17 protein-coding genes are annotated in these 16786 nt (G+C 69.9%); 12 read left to right on the top strand and 5 right to left on the bottom strand.

Annotation, left to right across the window (positions count from 1 at the left end):
- Positions 1 to 161 precede the first annotated feature (161 nt).
- Positions 162 to 1004, top strand: a complete 843-nt coding sequence (locus QE388_RS10560; protein ID WP_307385219.1) for an NAD(P)-dependent oxidoreductase — start codon at positions 162 to 164, stop codon at positions 1002 to 1004.
- A 36-nt stretch (positions 1005 to 1040) separates the two neighbouring features.
- Positions 1041 to 1661 (top strand): TetR/AcrR family transcriptional regulator, encoded by a 621-nt coding sequence (locus QE388_RS10555; RefSeq protein ID WP_307385217.1) that lies wholly within the window; start codon positions 1041 to 1043, stop codon positions 1659 to 1661.
- A gap of 375 nt (positions 1662 to 2036) precedes the next feature.
- Here QE388_RS10555 and QE388_RS10550 read toward each other — a convergent pair whose 3' ends face one another.
- Complete coding sequence (locus tag QE388_RS10550; protein ID WP_307385215.1) at positions 2037 to 3356, bottom strand: MFS transporter; 1320 nt, start codon at positions 3354 to 3356, stop codon at positions 2037 to 2039.
- 119 nt (positions 3357 to 3475) lie between these two features.
- Between QE388_RS10550 and QE388_RS10545 the strand changes: the two genes are divergently transcribed.
- The 3 genes from QE388_RS10545 to QE388_RS10535 all read left to right on the top strand — a co-directional run bounded on the left by QE388_RS10545 (position 3476) and on the right by QE388_RS10535 (position 5783).
- Positions 3476 to 3868: a PaaI family thioesterase gene (locus tag QE388_RS10545; protein WP_307385213.1), complete on the top strand. Its 393-nt coding sequence runs from the start codon at positions 3476 to 3478 to the stop codon at positions 3866 to 3868.
- Positions 3869 to 4282: 414 nt separating this feature from the next.
- Entirely contained in the window at positions 4283 to 4798 is a 516-nt protein-coding gene (locus QE388_RS10540; protein WP_307385212.1) for an RNA polymerase sigma factor, read from the top strand.
- Positions 4785 to 5783 carry a hypothetical protein gene (locus QE388_RS10535; RefSeq protein ID WP_275798745.1) on the top strand — a complete coding sequence of 333 codons (999 nt, stop codon included), beginning with the start codon at positions 4785 to 4787 and terminating at the stop codon, positions 5781 to 5783. The genes QE388_RS10540 and QE388_RS10535 overlap by 14 nt, the downstream gene beginning before the upstream one ends.
- 11 nt (positions 5784 to 5794) lie before the next feature.
- Here the strand turns inward: QE388_RS10535 and QE388_RS10530 are convergent, their stop codons facing one another.
- The 4 genes from QE388_RS10530 to QE388_RS10515 all read right to left on the bottom strand — a co-directional run bounded on the left by QE388_RS10530 (position 5795) and on the right by QE388_RS10515 (position 9472).
- The gene (locus QE388_RS10530; protein WP_307385210.1) at positions 5795 to 7255 is read right to left on the bottom strand and encodes an MFS transporter; all 1461 of its coding nucleotides are present in this window, start codon (positions 7253 to 7255) and stop codon (positions 5795 to 5797) included.
- A 120-nt stretch (positions 7256 to 7375) separates the two neighbouring features.
- Positions 7376 to 7600, bottom strand: coding sequence for a hypothetical protein (locus QE388_RS10525; RefSeq protein WP_275798749.1), 225 nt, complete (start codon positions 7598 to 7600; stop codon positions 7376 to 7378).
- 90 nt (positions 7601 to 7690) lie between these two features.
- Complete coding sequence (locus QE388_RS10520; RefSeq protein WP_307385208.1) at positions 7691 to 8623, bottom strand: aldo/keto reductase; 933 nt, start codon at positions 8621 to 8623, stop codon at positions 7691 to 7693.
- Positions 8624 to 8761: 138 nt separating this feature from the next.
- The gene (locus QE388_RS10515) at positions 8762 to 9472 is read right to left on the bottom strand and encodes a TetR/AcrR family transcriptional regulator (RefSeq protein WP_275798753.1); all 711 of its coding nucleotides are present in this window, start codon (positions 9470 to 9472) and stop codon (positions 8762 to 8764) included.
- 265 nt (positions 9473 to 9737) lie between these two features.
- Here QE388_RS10515 and QE388_RS10510 point away from each other — a divergent pair, with 265 nt between their 5' ends.
- The 7 genes from QE388_RS10510 to QE388_RS10480 are packed head-to-tail and all read left to right on the top strand — an operon-like array spanning position 9738 to position 16767.
- Positions 9738 to 10163 carry a DUF3237 family protein gene (locus QE388_RS10510; RefSeq protein ID WP_307385206.1) on the top strand — a complete coding sequence of 142 codons (426 nt, stop codon included), beginning with the start codon at positions 9738 to 9740 and terminating at the stop codon, positions 10161 to 10163.
- A gap of 37 nt (positions 10164 to 10200) precedes the next feature.
- On the top strand, positions 10201 to 11760 hold the full coding sequence (locus QE388_RS10505) for an ABC transporter substrate-binding protein (RefSeq protein ID WP_275798757.1): 1560 nt from the start codon (positions 10201 to 10203) through the stop codon (positions 11758 to 11760).
- A gap of 51 nt (positions 11761 to 11811) precedes the next feature.
- Entirely contained in the window at positions 11812 to 13254 is a 1443-nt protein-coding gene (locus tag QE388_RS10500) for an amidase (protein WP_307385204.1), read from the top strand.
- Positions 13254 to 14273, top strand: a complete 1020-nt coding sequence (locus QE388_RS10495; RefSeq protein WP_307385203.1) for an ABC transporter permease — start codon at positions 13254 to 13256, stop codon at positions 14271 to 14273. Before QE388_RS10500 ends, QE388_RS10495 begins: the two co-directional genes overlap by 1 nt.
- Positions 14266 to 15630, top strand: coding sequence for an ABC transporter permease subunit (locus QE388_RS10490; protein ID WP_307385202.1), 1365 nt, complete (start codon positions 14266 to 14268; stop codon positions 15628 to 15630). The genes QE388_RS10495 and QE388_RS10490 overlap by 8 nt, the downstream gene beginning before the upstream one ends.
- Complete coding sequence (locus tag QE388_RS10485; protein WP_307385201.1) at positions 15627 to 15947, top strand: hypothetical protein; 321 nt, start codon at positions 15627 to 15629, stop codon at positions 15945 to 15947. Before QE388_RS10490 ends, QE388_RS10485 begins: the two co-directional genes overlap by 4 nt.
- Positions 15940 to 16767, top strand: coding sequence for an ABC transporter ATP-binding protein (locus tag QE388_RS10480; protein ID WP_307385200.1), 828 nt, complete (start codon positions 15940 to 15942; stop codon positions 16765 to 16767). Before QE388_RS10485 ends, QE388_RS10480 begins: the two co-directional genes overlap by 8 nt.
- The last annotated feature ends 19 nt before the right edge of the window (positions 16768 to 16786 follow it).

Raw genomic sequence — 16786 nt, 5'->3', positions numbered from 1 at the left:
GAGGCGGTTCCGTCCACATAGCGAAACACTTCGGACGGAAACCGGACCGAGAGGTTGACGCGGAGCGGACACCTGTGCAGAATTTCCGCTTTCTGGAGACGGCCCCGATGTCGGAGGGCGGCGGTAGCGTCGGAGAACGTCCCCTGACATCGAGGAGCCCCATGCGCATCGCTCTCACCGGCTCGTCCGGAAAGCTCGGCACGGTCGTCGCGCGGGAGCTCCGCGCCGCCGGTCACGAAGTGATCGGTTTCGACATTCGCGGCGAGCGCGGTCCTGGCTTCGTGCAGGTCGACCTCACCGACTACGGCCAGGTCATCGACGCGCTCGCGGGAGTGAATGATCAGCACGACGGCGTCGACGCCCTCGTGCACCTCGGCGCGATCCCCGCTCCCGGCATCCGGTCCGACGTAGCGACCTTCCACAACAACATGACCAGCACGTTCAATGTGTTCTGGGCGGCGGTGCGCCTCGGCATCCAGCGAATCGTCTACGCCTCCAGCGAGACGGTGCTCGGTCTGCCGTTCGACATCGACCCGCCCTACATCCCCGTCGACGAGGAGTACGCGCCGCGACCTGAGTCGGTGTACTCGCTGGTCAAGACGCTCGAGGAGCGCTTGGCCGTCGAACTGGTGCGTTGGAACCCCGAGCTGTCGATCACGGCCCTGCGCTTCTCGAACGTCATGGTTCCCGACGACTATGCCGAGTTCCCGTTCGACGCCGACGCGCGCACCCGCAAGTGGAACCTGTGGGGCTACATCGATGCGCGTGATGGCGCGCAAGCCGTCGAGCGCGCCCTCGAGAAGGCACCGGCCGGGTTCGACACGTTCATCATCGCCGCGGCCGACACCGTCATGACCCGCCCCAACGCCGAGCTCGTCGCCGAGGTGTTCCCCGGCGTCGAGACGCGCGGCGATTTGGGCGAGAACACGACGCTGCTGTCGATCGACAAGGCGCGCCGCCTGCTCGGCTACGACCCGCAGCACTCGTGGCGCGACACGCGCTGACGCGGCAACGCTCGATCGAAGTGCCACACTGAGTGCGTGACCGCTGCCGACCCCTCGACGACGACGACGGCTCCCGCGCGCCGCGGGCGTCCGGGGTACGACCGTGAGGGTCTGCTCGCGGTCGCTGTGCAGCTCTTCAACGAGCAGGGGTACGACGCGACGAGCGTGGCCGACCTCGCCCGCCGCCTGGGTCTGACCAAGTCGGCGCTGTACCACCACTTCGCCTCGAAGGAAGAGCTTCTGGCGGTCGCGCTCGAAGCGGCGCTCGGCGGCCTCGAGGCCGTTCTCGACCAGCCCGGTGCCCGTGAGGGCGCAGCATCCGATCGCCTTCGCTTCGTCCTCACCGGCGCGACGGACGTGCTCGTCGCCCAGTTGCCCGCGGTGACCCTGTTGCTTCGCGTGCGCGGGAACAGCGCCGTCGAGCAGGCGGCGCTCGAGCGCCGACGCGTGTTCGACCACCGCGTCACCGCCCTCGTCGCCGAGGCGCAGGCGGAGGGCAGTGTGCGCGATGACGTCGACGCCGCGGTCGCCGCACGCCTGCTGTTCGGCATGATCAACTCGGTCGTCGAGTGGTACCGCCCCGGCGGCAGTGTCGACGGCGATCGCCTCGGCCACGACATCGTGCGGATCGCGCTCGACGGACTCCGCACCGTCTGAGCACCCGCACGCGCCGACCGCGCGTACCGTCACGCCGACTTCGGCGCCGACACGCCGCATCCCGTCCCCGCCGAGCGGCGTGTCGCCCGAGAACTCCGCACGACGGCACGGCACGACCGCCTGTACCGTCACGCGGACTTCGGCACCGACACACCGCACCCCGCCCCCACCCAGCGGCGCGTCGCCCGAGAACTCCGCACGACGGCACGGCACGACCGCGCGTACCGTCACGCGGACTTCGGCACCGACACACCGCACCCCGCCCCCACCCAGCGGCGCGTCGCCCGAGAACTCCGCACGACGGCACGGGGAGCGGGCCACGACACGGCGGAGGGGTCCCGCGCACCGCGCGAGGCCCCTCCGTCGGCATCCGGATCAGGCGTGCAGGTCGACGCCCTTCGTCTCTTTGATCATCGACACCGCGGCGAGCGACACCAGCGCCGCGACGGCGATGTACACGCCGATCGCCCACGAGACGCCCGTCGAGCGCAGCAGCGCCTCGGCGATCATCGGGGCGAAGGCACCGCCCATGATCGCGCCGAGCGCATAGCCGATCGAGACGCCCGAGTAGCGGACGTTCGCCGGGAACATCTCGGCGTACAGCGCCGCCTGAGGTCCGTACGACAGACCGAGGCCGAGCGTCATGACGAAGAGGGCGACGAAGTACCAGACGATGTTCCCGGTGTCGATGAGGAACCACATCGGCACGGCCCAGACGGCCAGCAGCAGGTAGCCGAGCTGGAAGGTGCGCACGCGTCCGAGGCGGTCCGACAGCCAGCCGCCCCAGAGGGTGAAACCGAGCCACCCGAAGGATGCCAGCGTCGTGGCCAGCAGCACGGTCGGCCGCTCGAGACCCAGCACAGCGACGGAGTACGTGGAGAAGAAGGCGATGAGGAGGTATCCCGCGGCGTTGTTGCCGATGAAGACCAGCGCGGTGAGCACGACCTGACGCCAGTTCTTGCGGAAGAGCTGGCCGAGCGGGGCCGAGGACTCCTTGCGGCGACGGACGAGGTCCTCGAAGACCGGGCTCTCCTCGACGGCGCGACGGATGACGTAGCCGACGACGATCAGCACGATCGAGAGCAGGAACGGCACGCGCCACCCCCACGCGAGGAAGGCCTCGGCCGACATCGACGACGTGAGGATCCAGAGCGTCGCGGTGGCGAGGATCATGCCCACCGGCACGCCGATCTGCGGGAACGCGCCGAAGTATCCGCGACGGCTCACCGGAGCGTGCTCGACCGACAGCAGGGCCGCACCACCCCACTCGCCACCAGCCGAGAAACCCTGCAGCACGCGCAGAAGGATGAGAAGGACGGGGGCGGCCACACCGATCGCGGCGTAGGTCGGCAGCAGGCCGATCAACGCCGTCGACACGCCCATCATGATGAGCGTGAGGACGAGCATCTTCTTGCGGCCGAGGCGGTCACCCAGGTAGCCGGCCACGATCGCGCCGAGCGGGCGGAAGAGGAACGAGATGCCGATGGTCGCGAACGACAGCACCTGGGCGATGGCCGGGTCGGACTCCGCGAGCGGGGCGAGGAACAGCGGCGCGAGCACGAGCCCGGCCGCTTGGGCGTAGATGAAGAAGTCGTACCACTCGATCGAGGTGCCGACGAGGGTACCGGCGAGCACGCGCCGTTCTTCTCGTTTCAGCCCGGTCGAAGAAGGGGATGCCGAGGTCTGTGTGGCCATGAGAACTCCGTCGTTCCGTGGGGCGGGGAAAACGCCCGGTGAAACTATTACCAACCGAGCGTTCAGTAATAGTGTCAGAGGAGCGGGCTCGCGACAAGCGCACCGCGGAGGGAGCACTCATGACGACCTGGACCATCGTGCCCGGAGCCCTCGACGAGCGCCTCGGCATCACGGTGACGGAGCAGTCCGCCGAGCGCGTCTCGGCATCCCTCCCCGTCCAGGGGAACACGCAATCGCTGGGTCGATTGCACGGCGGGGCCACCGCCGCGCTCGCCGAGGCGGTGGGCTCGTGGGCGGCGATGATCCACGCGAGCACCTTCGACAAGGTGTGCGTCGGCGTCGACCTCAACATCACCCACCATCGCGGCGCGCGCGAGGGTCGCATCCATGCGGTCGCCACACCGGCGCATCGCGGGCGCCGGATGGCGACCTATGACGTGCGCGTCACCGACGACGATGGTCGGCTCGTCGCGACGGCCCGCATCACGAACCTCCTCGTCGATCCGGAGTGAGCGCGCGTGCGCGGCGAGATCCCGAGGCGATGAGAACCACAGGGCACGAGGCAGCGCGACGCCCCGCGCCGGCGGCGACGACTCACCCGACCTCGACGCCGGGCAAGGGGCAGGAGCAGACGCCGAACGGAACCCTCTGCCGCCCTCTGGCATCCTGGATGCCGTGACGAGGATCCGAGGGAGTGCACCACCCCCAAGCGATGCACTCCCTCGCCCGTCGAATTGCTTCCCGAACATCTCTCGACGGGCGTATGGGTATCGTCTCGAAGCCGGAGACGACACCCACCCCCGACAAGGTGGTGTCGTCCGGGGCGTGATCCTTACACCGGCGCGAGAATTTTCTTCCGTCCGTCGACGCGTAAGGATCGGCGGCCGCATGGCACAGCCTCTGCGGACGCACGAAAGCGCATGCCGGTGATCGACGAGACGGACTTCGTGGCGCTCTTCCGCGAGCACCACAACGCCGTTCGACGATTCATCGAGCGGCGTGTGTCGGATCGCGAGGCCGCCGCCGACCTCACGATGGATTGCTTCGAGATCGCGTGGCGCAAGCGCGACCCCCGCGATCCGTTCGGATTGCCGTGGTTGTACCGCACCGCGCGCAACCTGATCGCGAACGAGTATCGGCGACGCGACCGGGAGGAGGCGTTGTGGACGCACATCGAGGACCACGTGCGCGCTCTGGCGAACGAGGCCGAGCCCGCGATGGCGCAACGCCTCGTCGATGCCATCCGCGGTCTGCCCGAGCGCGAGCGCGAGATCCTCTGGCTCACCTACTGGGAGCAGTTGTCGGCCGCCGAGGTGGCCCTGGTCATGGAGATGAACACCGGGGCGGTGTGGACGCGACTGAATCGCTCGAGAGCACGTTTGCGGCCGTTGCTCGACGGTGCCGCCGTCCACGCGGAAGGGGTGACCGATGACCGACGATGACCTCGCGCGCGCGCTGCGCCGGCTCGACCCCGCCGAGACCCCGCTCGACGCTGCCCTTCCCCTCGACGCCGAACGTCGCCTGCGACAGATCCTCGACCGCCCGCCCGTCCGGCGTCGCCGCCCGATGCTGGTGTGGACGTCGGCCGCCGCGGCCGTCGCGCTGATCCTGACCATCATCACGGGAGTGCTGTGGATGCCGGGGCCCCCGGCATCCGCTGTCACTCCCGAGCCGCTCGTCTACACGGCTCTCCCCAGCGGGACCGGGGCCGCCGAGGTGGTCGCGGAGGCGCAGGCGCGGTTGGCTGCGGACGACGGCGCGGTGCCCCCGGAGCGCCGCTCCCTGTCGCTCGGTTGGTACTTCAGCGCCTCGCCCGACGGAGCAGAGGCGACGGTGTTCCGGCGCGAATGGGTGGACTTCCGGTGGAACGAGGATCTTTCCGGGTCGGTGGTGACTACGGCGGCCGAGGCCACCGATGCCGGCGGCGACACCGTGCCGAACGTCGATCCCGCCCCGGGCACCGTGGTGGGAGAGCTGACGTACGTGCGCAATCAGTTCCGACCGCTGTCCCCCACGCCGCCGGCGGCGTCCGCCGAGGCCATGCGCGCGCTCCTGGTCGCCACGACGGGTGCCACCGAGACCCTGACCGCCGGCGATGCGATGGTGGGGGTGCGCAGCCTCCTCGGCGAGTGGACGCTGAACGATGTCCAGCAGGGCGCACTCCTGGGCGTCATCGCCGCTTCGCCCGACGCGCGGGTACTCGGAACCACGCGCGACCGTCTCGGTCGCGAGGTCGTGGGTCTGGCCGGCATCCCCTCCACGACCGCGAACGCCGACGTGACTCTGCTGCTATCGGTCGATACCGGCCGGATCGTGGGATTCGAGTCGGCGCTGATCGACGCCAACACCGATCTCGACCTTCCCGCCGGGTCGCTGATCGAGTACGTCCTCTGGGATGTGCAAGGGCGAGAGGATGCGCCGCGATGAGCCGAACGGCGCTACCGCCCCCGTGAGCGGCGCACTTCGACCCCGCTGAGCACCGCGGCGGCCGCGGAGAAGACGACGGACACGGCGAGCGCCACGGTGAGCGCACCGGCGAACGCGCTCGGATCGGGGGCGGGAGAACCCGGTCCGGCCGCGCGCGATGTTCCCGCCAGCGCCAGCACGAAACTCGTGCCGAGCACCGTCTGACCGATCGAGGCGCCTACCCGCTGCGCGGTCTGCACGACGCCACCGGCGACGCCGCCGCGTGCGGGATCGACCTCGGCGAGGGTCAGCGTCTGGTTCGGTGTCACGATCGACCCGCCGGCGATACCCAGGACGAAGAGCGGAACGCACAGGCGCAGGATCACGCCCGTCGGGTCGGTGGCCCCGGGCGCGGCCTGGACGACGACGGCGAGCACGATCGTGACGAGGGTGAAGACGGAGACCGCTCCGAGCAGCAGGGGCCTGCCGACCCGCGAGACGAAGCGTCCGGCGATGGGGGCTCCGAAGACCGTGCCGACGGCGTAGGCCGTGACCCCCAGCGCCGACTGCAACGCCGTGAAGCCGAGGCCGTTCTGGTAATAGAGCGCGAGCACGAGCGGAATGCCGGTGTTGCTGCAGAAGAACACGACCGCGAAGATCACGCCGATCACGAACGATCGCGTGCGGAACAGGCGCAGATCGACCAAGGGCGCGGCATCCGCTCGCGTCAGACGGGACTCGTGCCGGACGAAGGCGACGAGGAGTCCCGCCGCCGGGAGCAGGAGGAGAAGTGTCACGGGACCGCCGGCCTGGCCGGTCTCGACGATCGGGAACAGCAGGCACAGCAGCCCGGCGCCGAGCAGAACGACGCCGAGCAGATCGAGCCGTCTCCCCGCTCCCTGCGCCGCGGGCACGTCGGCGGCGACCCAGCGCCGCGCGAGCAGGACGGCGGCGATACCGACGGGCACGTTGATGAAGAACACCAGGCGCCAGCCGTTGTCTTCGCCACCCACGGCGATCAGCAGGCCCGCCACGACGGGTCCGAGGGCGGTGCCCGCACCGACCGTGAGCCCCAGCCGCCCGAAGGCTCTGCCCCGCTCGAGCGGGGGGAAGGCGTTCTGAATGAACCCCGATACCTGCGGCCCGATCATGCCACCGAAGATCCCCTGGACGACGCGCGCCGCGATGAGCACCTCGGGGGTCGGCGCGAGTCCCACGAGGGCGCTCGCGACGACGAACCCGAGCATCGAGACGATGAACATGCGCCGGCGCCCGCGGCCGTCGCCGAGTCGACCGCCGATGACCGGCACGAGCCCGAAGGCCAGGACGTAGCCCGTGATCACCCACTGCAGCTCGCTCGCTCCGGCGCCCGTCGAGCGCCCGATCGAGGGGAGGGCGACGTTCGTGACGCTGAGGTCGAGGAGCGAGGCGAACTGCCCCATCAGCAGGACGGCCAGCGCGCGCCACCGGAGCGGATCCGCCGATTCCGTCATCGGTCGGGAAGGCCGTGGGCCGAACCCGTCGACCCCTCGGTCGGAAACGGTGTCATTCGCGCCTCCCTCAGACGTGGGTCCAGGCTTCGTCCACCCCGGCGCATCGGAGCGTCCGCGATGTCAGACCTTGCGGGATGAACGCGGCGGGCTGTAGCGCCAGACCTGGGCGAGGAAATTGACGAGAGTGATCACCACGAGCATGCCGATGACGGTGAAGGTGATCGACGATGACGAGTGGCCCTGGAGGATACCGATGACGAGGTACACGACGCTCGCGATCACCGCGGTCAGCAGACTGTTCAAGAACATGCGGAGTTTCGTGGGGACGGGCGCAGTGGGGGTCATCGGTTCTCCTCGAAGCGAGTCAGACGGCACGTACTGCCGACACTAGGGGACACGGCACCCCCGCGGTCACTCATCACGCCCGGCGGCTACCTACCGCCAGGGGCGAGCCGCCCGACGGCGCCAGTACTCGTTGGAATCGTCCGCCCACCGGCCGAGCGTCTCGACGTCGACCTCACGCGGCGTGGCCGCGGCTCCCCGGCGGAGTTGCGGGATCGTCACCGCTCCGCTCAGCACGACGTCGGCCCACGGCTGCGCTCGAGCGACGCCGAGGGCCAGCGACGCTCCGTCGAGGCCCGCTCCGACGTCGCCGTCGGGCTCGGAACGAGCGAGCTCTCCTCCGGCGAGAGCTTCCTTCACCACCACCGTCCAGCCCACCGCGTGGGCGCGGGCCAGAGCCGGTCCCGCCGCCTGCTCGCGCAGATTCCACGTGGCCTGCACGACGGAGAACGGACTGTCGGTGAGCGACCGCGCCGCGTCGACGACATCGCCCTGATGGGGCCCGCTGGTCGAGATCCCCACGCGCACTCCCCCGGCGGCGATCTCGCGGAGCCGTTCGAGCACGCCCGCGTCCCCGAGCGCGGGACTCTCCGGGGTCACCGAGTGGATGAGGTACGAATCGGGTGCCGACCCGAGAGCGGCGAGAGTCTCCGGCCACTGCCTCTCGAGCATCGCGGCGGAATGCTCTTTGCGCTCGTGGACCGTGGCATCCATTCGCCATTCGCCGACGTACTCGTAGCCCCACTTCGACCCGATCGTCAGCTCGGCACGACGCTCCGGATGCGCCGCGAGCCACGACCCGAGGAAGCGTTCGGCGTACCCGTAGGACCGGGCGGCGTCGACATAGCGGATGCCGAGCGCCCACGCCTCGTCGAGCAGAGCGTGCGCGCGCTCGCGCATCGCGTCGATCGAGCGCGTTTCGGGGTCACCCAGATCGACGTCGCGGTCGGTGGTGATGTAGGCGGGACGACCGACCGCCGCGAGACCGAGTCCGAGGCGAGCGGACGGCGAAGCGGCGTCGGTCATGACTCGACGGTAGCCGCAGGAACGGTCGCCCCCGTGCCGACGCCGGTGATCAGGGCGAGGCGGGAGGTCATGCTCCCCATCCTGCCCAGTACGGGGGAGGATCCACCCGGACCCGTCGCGCGGTGCGCCCGCGCCCCATCACGCTCGGGCCGTGCGGTCCCCCGGGTTCTCGGACGCGTCACCTTGGGCGGCGACCGCGAGCGCGAGTGCGGAGAGGTACATCTCGAGCTGCGTGGCGAAGACCTCGCGGTAGTTCATCATCGCGAGCTCCGCCTTCGCCGCTTCCGCGTGCGGGTACTGCGAAGGATCGGTGGGCGCATAGACCTGGATCCAGCCTTCGGCGACCTCGCGCGAATCGGCTCTCACCAGTCGCGCCCCGTAGGCCGAAGCCGCACCGAGCACCATCTGCGTGTACACCTGGTACTGCATCACGGCCGGGCGACCACGCAGGCCCGCAACCGCCATCGCTCGCAGGATCCACTCCACGGCGCGCAGCTCGTTGATGCTGTTGGCGACCATGAGCAGCGTCGCGGCCGCGGCGGCGGGGTGAGCCTCCGCCGTCCGCCAGGCACGCCACGCCAAGTCCGTCAGGTCGGCTCGCCAGTCATCCGTGGGCTCGTAGCCCTCGAGAGAGATGCCGTCGAGGCGATCCGCGAGGGCGGTCAGCAGGTCTTCGCGACTGGCGAAGTGCCGATACACCGCAGTGGGCGACGACTTCAGCTCCGCCCCCAGACGGGAGAACGTGAGAGCGGACTCCCCCTCGCCGTCCATGAGACGCAGGGCGGCGTCGACGATCTCGGCGCGACTGAGCGAACCGCGCTTGCGACGGGTCCTCTTCTCTTCGGCCATGCTGCCTCCGATCTCCCCGCGGGCGTCCACGGGTCTGGTCGGTACTCGACCTCGTGAACGAAGAAGACTATCCCACTCACAACGTTTCGACCTCGCGTGCGGCTCAGCCTGGAGAGCAGTCATCCGTGCCTCGCGTCACCCGTGTTTCCCTCGTGGACGGCCATTGTTACGAGTTAGTGAATGCTGTTGACTATGTCATCCACTATGGACATACTCGGCGTCACCGCGCAACGAAGCGCACCGATTTGACAGCCCGGAGTAACCGATGGCTCCCGCTCCATCCCTGCGTTACTGCGTCACCATCACCGCTCACGTCGCTCCCGGGATCCCGCTCGAGAAGCAGGGCGACGACGTCCTCGAGTTCATCCCCATCACCGGGGGACCCGTGACCGGCGAGGTCACTGGCGAGATCGTGCCCGGGGGCGGCGACTGGTGTCTCGTGCGCGCCGACGGCACCTTCGCCGTCGAAGCCCGCTACCTCATCCGCACCACCGAGGGAGACGTCATCGACGTCTACAACGTGGGCGTCGTGCGCGAGCCCGCGGACGGCGCCGTCTACTTCGAGAGCACGCCGCGCTTCCGCTCGGTCGCTCCCCACCTGCACTGGCTGACGCGATCGATGTTCGTCGGCCGGCGCGCCACCGCGAACCCCCACCACACGACCATCGAGATCTTTGAGATCGCCGACTGACCCCGACCCGACCCGCGCATCACCCGAGAGGCAGACCATGAAAACCCGTCACGGCGTCATCGCCGCAACCCTCGCTCTGACCGTCGCGTTCGCGACAGCCGGCTGCACGACCACCGGTGGCGACGCCACCGCCACGTACACCGACACGATCCGCACGACCATCGACATCCCGGCCACCTTCGACCCGACGCTGGCCACCTCGCTCCCGGACTTCCTGCTCGCGCGCAGCTCCTACGACACCCTCGTACGCCGCGACGCGAGCGGTCTGGTGCCCGGTCTCGCGACGAAATGGACGTCGACCCCGACGCAGGCCGTCTTCACGATCCGAGCGGATGCCACGTGCTCCGACGGCACGAAGATCACGCCGACGATCGTCAAGAACTCCCTCGACTACTTCGCCCGGCCCGCCAGCGGTTCGACGCAGGTCGTCTACACGTTCGGCCCCGGCAACACCCCGACCATCACCGCGGACGACGCCGCCGGCACGGTCACGGTCGACATCGCCAACCCGTGGCCGTACATGGTCGACGCGATGTCGGTCGCGAGCAGCGGCATCATCTGCCCCGCCGGCCTCGCCGACCCCGCCGGTCTCGCCGCGGGCACGGTGAAGGGCAGCGAGTCGGGTCCGTACACGCTGAAGACCTTCCAGCCCGGGGTGAGCTACGACTACACGCTGCGTGGCGACTACTCGGCGTGGCCGGCCTGGACCAGCTCGGTCACCGGCTCTCCCGCGACGAACCTCACCTACACGGTGTCGCCCGATTCCACCGCCACGGCGAACCTCATCCTCGGCGGTCAGCTCGACATCGGCAAGATCCAGGCAACGACCCGCGACCGGTTCCAGGGCCAGACGGGTTACACCGTCACCGTCAACCCGTTCTCGGACAGCTACCTCATCTTCAACGAGCGCGAAGGGAGCCCCTTCACCGACGAGGGACTGCGGAAGGGCGTCATCCAGGCGATCGATCGCTCCATGTTCGGCAACGTCACCTCGCAGGACACGGGCACGGTGCTCACCTCCCTCGGAGCCGACAGCGTCTCGTGCGTCAGCGGCTCGAACATCGACATCCCCTCGCAGGACGTGGCCGCTGCCACCGCGGCGCTGTCGGGCACGAAGATCCGCCTCGTGGCACCGACGATCATCGGCCCGGCCGGTGCCGGCAACGAGTACATCGCCGAAGCGCTGCGTGCCGCAGGCGCCGAGGTCGACCTCACCAACACCGATGTCGGCAGCTGGATCACCACGGTCGCCGCCAAGCCCGGCGACTGGGACATGACGGTCTTCGCCGACCTCAACTTCCTCGGCTCGCTCGCGAGCCCCCTGCTGAACCTCACCGGTCCCACGCTCGAGGGGGGCGGCACGAACTTCGGCGCGGTCGCCAACACCGGCGCCGAGACGAGCTTCGCCGCCGCCAACAGCGCGACCGACGAGACCGCACGCTGCGCCGCCCTCGACGAGACGGTCCAGGCGCTGGTCAGCCGCTCCGACACGCTGCCGCTGCTCAACGACGCGTTCATCTACGCCTCGCGTCCCGGCTTCACCGTGCAGATGCTCGGCGGAGCGCTCGACGACCCCCTCTTCCGTATCTCGAAGTAACGCCGACAGGGATGCCGGGCCTCAGGGCTCGGCATCCCGAAAGGACCCCTCATGATCTCCTCCTCCATCTCCGCCACCGAGCTCGCCCGGAAGATCCGCTCCGGTGAGGTCTCGGCCGTCGAGGCTGCTCAGCACTACCTCGACCGTCTCGACGCGGTGAACCCCGCCGTGAACGCGATCGTGTGGATCGACCGCGACGACGTCCTCCGCCGCGCGCGCGAGTCCGACGACCGCATCCGCCGCGGTGACACCTCCCGACCGTTCGAGGGGGTGCCCATGCCGATCAAAGACCTGGTCGCCGTCCGTGACCAGCCCCTCACCTTCTCGTCGATGTCGGTCGAGGAGCGCCCCGCCGAGGCGAACGAGGTCACCGTCGATCTCATCGAAGAGGCCGGCTTCGTGCTGTTCGGCCGGTCGAACAGCCCCGAGTTCGGGGCGCTGACCGCGACCGAGAACGCCCGTCACGGCAAGACCCGCAACCCGTGGAACCTCGACTACACCTCGGGCGGCTCGTCAGGAGGCGCGTCGTCCGCCGTCGCGGCCGACATCGCGCCGATCGCCAACGCCTCGGACGGCGGCGGGTCGATCCGCGTGCCGTCCGCGGCCACCGGCCTCGTCGGGCTGAAGCCGAGCCGCGGCCGCATTCCCAATGACGTGCGCGCGTGGGAGCACTCCACCACCGAGGGCGCGATCACGCGCACGATCGAAGACGCCGCGGGGGTGCTCGACGCGCTCGCCCGCCTCGACCCGCTCGGGTGGTACTCGGCGCCCGCGCCCATCCGGCCCTATCTCGAAGAGATCCGCACCACCGGACCCCGCCTTCGCATCGGCCTGCTCCTCGAGGCACCCACCGGCGTCGACGTGCACCCCGAGAATCGCGAGGCGGCTCTGGTGGCCGCGCGAGCGCTCGAGAGCCTCGGCCACCATGTCACGCCCGTCTCGCCGTTCCTCTTCTCGGAGCGCGCCACCCGCGGATTCGCCGACCTCGTCATCAGTGCCTCGACCTGGGCCTCGCCCATCGAGGATGCCGACAAGCTCGACACCTACATCCGGTACCGCTACGACCGGGCGGCATCGTTCCACGCGGGAGAGTACGCCGAGATCGCCGTCCTGCTGCAGATCGAGACCCGCCGGGTGAACGCCCAGTGGGGTCGCGACTTCGATGTGCTGCTCACCCCGACCACTGCCGTCCCCACTCCCCTGGTCGGCTCTGTCTATGACGAGGCGAACAACGACCCCGCGGGCGAGCGGCTCACCGAGTTCTCGACGATCTCGTTCACCGCGTTCTGCAACATCTCGGGCCTCCCGGCACTCTCGCTGCCCGTGCACACGGGAGCGAACGGGATGCCGCTGGGTGCCCAGCTCGTGGGGGCGCCCTACGACGAGGCCACGCTGCTCCGCCTCGGCGCCGAGCTCGAGCCGATCTTCGACTGGCAGCACCGCCAGGCTCCTCTCGCCCGCGGTGTCGTCCTGACCGGGACCACGGCGGACTGATGTCGGGCGTCGATCTCTCGGTGATCGCCGAGGCCCCCGCCGCACCGGTGCGCCGGCGGGGCGGGGGCAGCGGGTGGGGCGCGTTCGCCCTCCGCCGTCTCGGGGGCCTCGTGCTGTCGCTCGGGTTGTTGGTGCTCCTCACCTTTCTGATCGTCCCGTTGATCCCCGGTGACCCCGCGATCGCGATCCTCGGCCCCAACGCCTCGGCCGATGCCGTCGCGGCTCTCCGCGAGCGCCTTCACCTGAACGACCCTCTGCCGGTGCAGTTCCTCGACTACCTCCACGGTCTCATCACTCTCGACCTCGGCCAGAGCTTCCGCTACAACACCCCCGTCACCACGACCATCGCGACGAAGCTGCCCTACACGGCCACGACCGCGATCGGCGCGATCCTCGTCGTCATCCTCGTCGCCATCCCGGTCGGGATGACGATCGGCGTGCTCACCCGCAGTGGGCGTCGCCCGTGGCTGTCCGTCGGCTTCGGGACGCTCGCGGGCTTCTTCGCCTCGTTCCCCGCCTACGTCGCCGGCACCCTGCTGGTGGTCGTGTTCGCGATCTGGCTGAAGGTGCTCCCCGCGGGCGGGGCGGCGACGTCCAACGCCTACATCCTCCCGATCGCCGCTCTCGCTCTCGGCCCGACCTTCGCCGTCGCACGCGTGGTCGTGCAAGAGACCTACTCCGTCCTGCACCAGGACTACATGCGCACGGCCCGCGGCCGCCGACTGAGCGCGGCACGGCTCTACATCCGACACGCCCTGCCCAACCTCATGGCGAGCACCCTCACCCTGACCGGGCTCATCCTCGCGAGCATGCTCGGCGGCGCGATCGTCATCGAGACGGTGTTCAGCCTCCCGGGCCTCGGCCTCGAGGTCGTGCAGGCGATCATCTTCCGCGACTTCCCCGTCATCCAGGGGATCGTCCTCACGGTGGGCGCGCTCGCCATCCTCATCAACCTGGTGATCGATGTGGTCCTCGGCCTCATCGACCCGCGCACCCTGGGAGGACCCACCCATGTCTGACCGCCGACGCCGGATCCCGGCATCCCTCATCGCCGGCGCGATCATGCTCGCCGTGCTCGTCGTCATCGCGGTCGTCGCCCCGATCGTCTGGGGAGCGAGCGCCACGACCGTCACGGCCGACACCCGGATGCCACCCTCGCCCGCGCACCTGCTCGGCACCGACGACCTCGGACGCGACGTGCTCGCCCGCACGCTCGTCGCCACGCGTCTGACCCTGCTCATGGCCACCGCGGCCACGATCGGATCGGTCGTCCTCGGAGTGCTCATCGGCGGACTGATCTGGGTGGGAAGCCGCCGGGTGCGCGACGTCGTGCTGCGCATCGTCGACTCGACCGTCGCGTTCCCCTCGCTGATCCTCGCGCTCGTGATCGCGGCGATCCTCGGCGCCGGCACCGTTCCGGCGATCATCGCGATCACCCTCGCCGGCGTCCCGAGCTTCGCGCGCATCACCTCGAACATGACCGGTTCCGTCGCGACGCGCGACTTCGTCGGCACCGCTCGTCTGCTCGGCGTCCCCCGCCTGCGTCTGTTCAGCCGGCACCTGCTGCCGAACATCTCGGGCCCGCTCCTCGTGCTCATCGCGTCGAGCTTCGCCCTGACCCTGCTCGACATCTCGAGCCTGTCGTTCGTCGGCCTCGGCGTGCAGAGCCCCGAGTTCGACTGGGGGCGTCTGCTCAACGAGGGCCTCCCCGCCGTGTACTCGCAGCCGATGCAGGTCGTCGGCCCCTCCGTCATGCTCGTCTTCACCGGCGTCGCGGCGATGCTCACCGGCGACGGCCTCGCGATCTGGCTCGACCCCCGCAGCTCGCGCACCTCACGTGCCTCCGCCGCACGTCGCACGCCCCGCGGAACCTCGGTGCACACCGACGCCCTCGTCGAGGTACGCGCGCTCACCGTGACCGCCCCGAGCGGCAAGACGCTCGTCGGCGGCATCTCGTTCGAGATCGGCGCAGGAGAGATCCTGGGGCTCGTCGGCGAGTCCGGTTCGGGCAAGTCGATGACGGCGATGTCCCTCGCGCGACTTCAGGCCGACGGGGTGCGAGTGGATGCCGAGGTCCTCCGCCTCGGCGACCTCGACCTCCTGTCGAACAAGCATCGTTCGCGCCTCGCGCGCGAGGTCGGCTTGGTCTACCAGGACCCGGGCTCGACCTTCAACCCGGCCCTACGGATGGGCGCGCAGCTGACCGAGGTCGCCCGCGTCCATCTCGGTCTCTCACGCCGCGCTGCCCGTGACCGTCTACGCGACGGCCTCGGCGAGATGCGGATCCGTGAGCCGCGAACCGTGATGGGACAGCACCCCTTCCAACTGTCGGGCGGCATGCTGCAGCGCGCGCGACGATCGCCAGCTCGCTGGTGACCGATCCCGCCCTGTTGATCGCCGACGAGCCGACGACCGCGCTCGACGTCACCGTGCAGGCCGACGTCCTGCGTCAGCTCAAGCGCCTGAACCGCGACCACGGCACCGCGGTGCTGTTCATCTCGCACGACATCGGGGTGGTCGAGGCGCTGTGCGACCGCGTGCTGGTCATGCGAAACGGCGAGATCGTCGAGCGGCTGACCGCCGAGCAGCTGCGCCGCCGCGAGGTGGAGCACCCCTACACGCGGGCCCTGCTCGCGGCCACCCCCACCCTGCGCACCGCTCCGCGCCCCCTCGAGGAGGCCCACCGTGTCTGACACCCCTCTGTTGAGCATCAGCGACCTCGCGGTCGATCTGGGTCATGGCATCCGGAGCGCCCGCGTGCTGCACGGCGTCGATCTGCGCGTCGATCGCGGGCGCACGATCGGCGTCGTCGGAGAGTCCGGCTCGGGCAAGTCGACGCTCGCGAAGACGATCGTGGGCCTGCACCGGGTCGCCGCCGGGTCGGTCGTGTTCGACGGGATCGAGCTCGCGTCCGCTCCCCGCTCGATCATCGCGGCGGTCCGCCGACGGGTGCAGTACATCCCGCAGGATCCGTTCTCATCCCTCGACCCGCGCCGCACCATCGGGCAGACGCTCGCGGAGGCGATCGATCCCCGCGGGGCGAGCCTGCGTCGCCACCGTGCGCGGATCGTCGAGGCCTTGGCATCCGTCGCCCTGGGTCCGGATGCCGTGGACCGCTACCCCCACGAGTTCTCGGGCGGTCAGCGCCAGCGCATCGCGATCGCCCGGGCGCTCGTCGTCGACCCCGACGTGATCGTCGCCGACGAGATCACCTCGGCGCTCGACGTGTCGACACAGGCCGAGATCCTGCAGCTGCTCGAGCGCCTGCGCGACGAACACGGACTGACGATGCTGTTCATCTCGCACAACCTCGCCGTCGTCGAAGAGCTCTGCGACGAGGTGGTCGTGCTGCTGCACGGACGCATCGTGGAGCAGGGCCCGATCGAGGCCGTGTTCGCCGACCCCCGCGACGACTACACGCGCCGGCTCCTCGAGTCGGTGCCGGGTGGCGCGGCGTTCGACATCGCGGCGCCGGTGGTGACGGCGGCCGTGCGGACGGTCGGGCGCGGGTAGCGCCTCACCCCCTCGTGGC

It is taken from the genome of Microbacterium sp. SORGH_AS_0969, assembly GCF_030818255.1.
Classification (GTDB): Bacteria; Actinomycetota; Actinomycetes; order Actinomycetales; family Microbacteriaceae; genus Microbacterium.
This window is presented reverse-complemented; position numbering and strand designations above follow the sequence as displayed.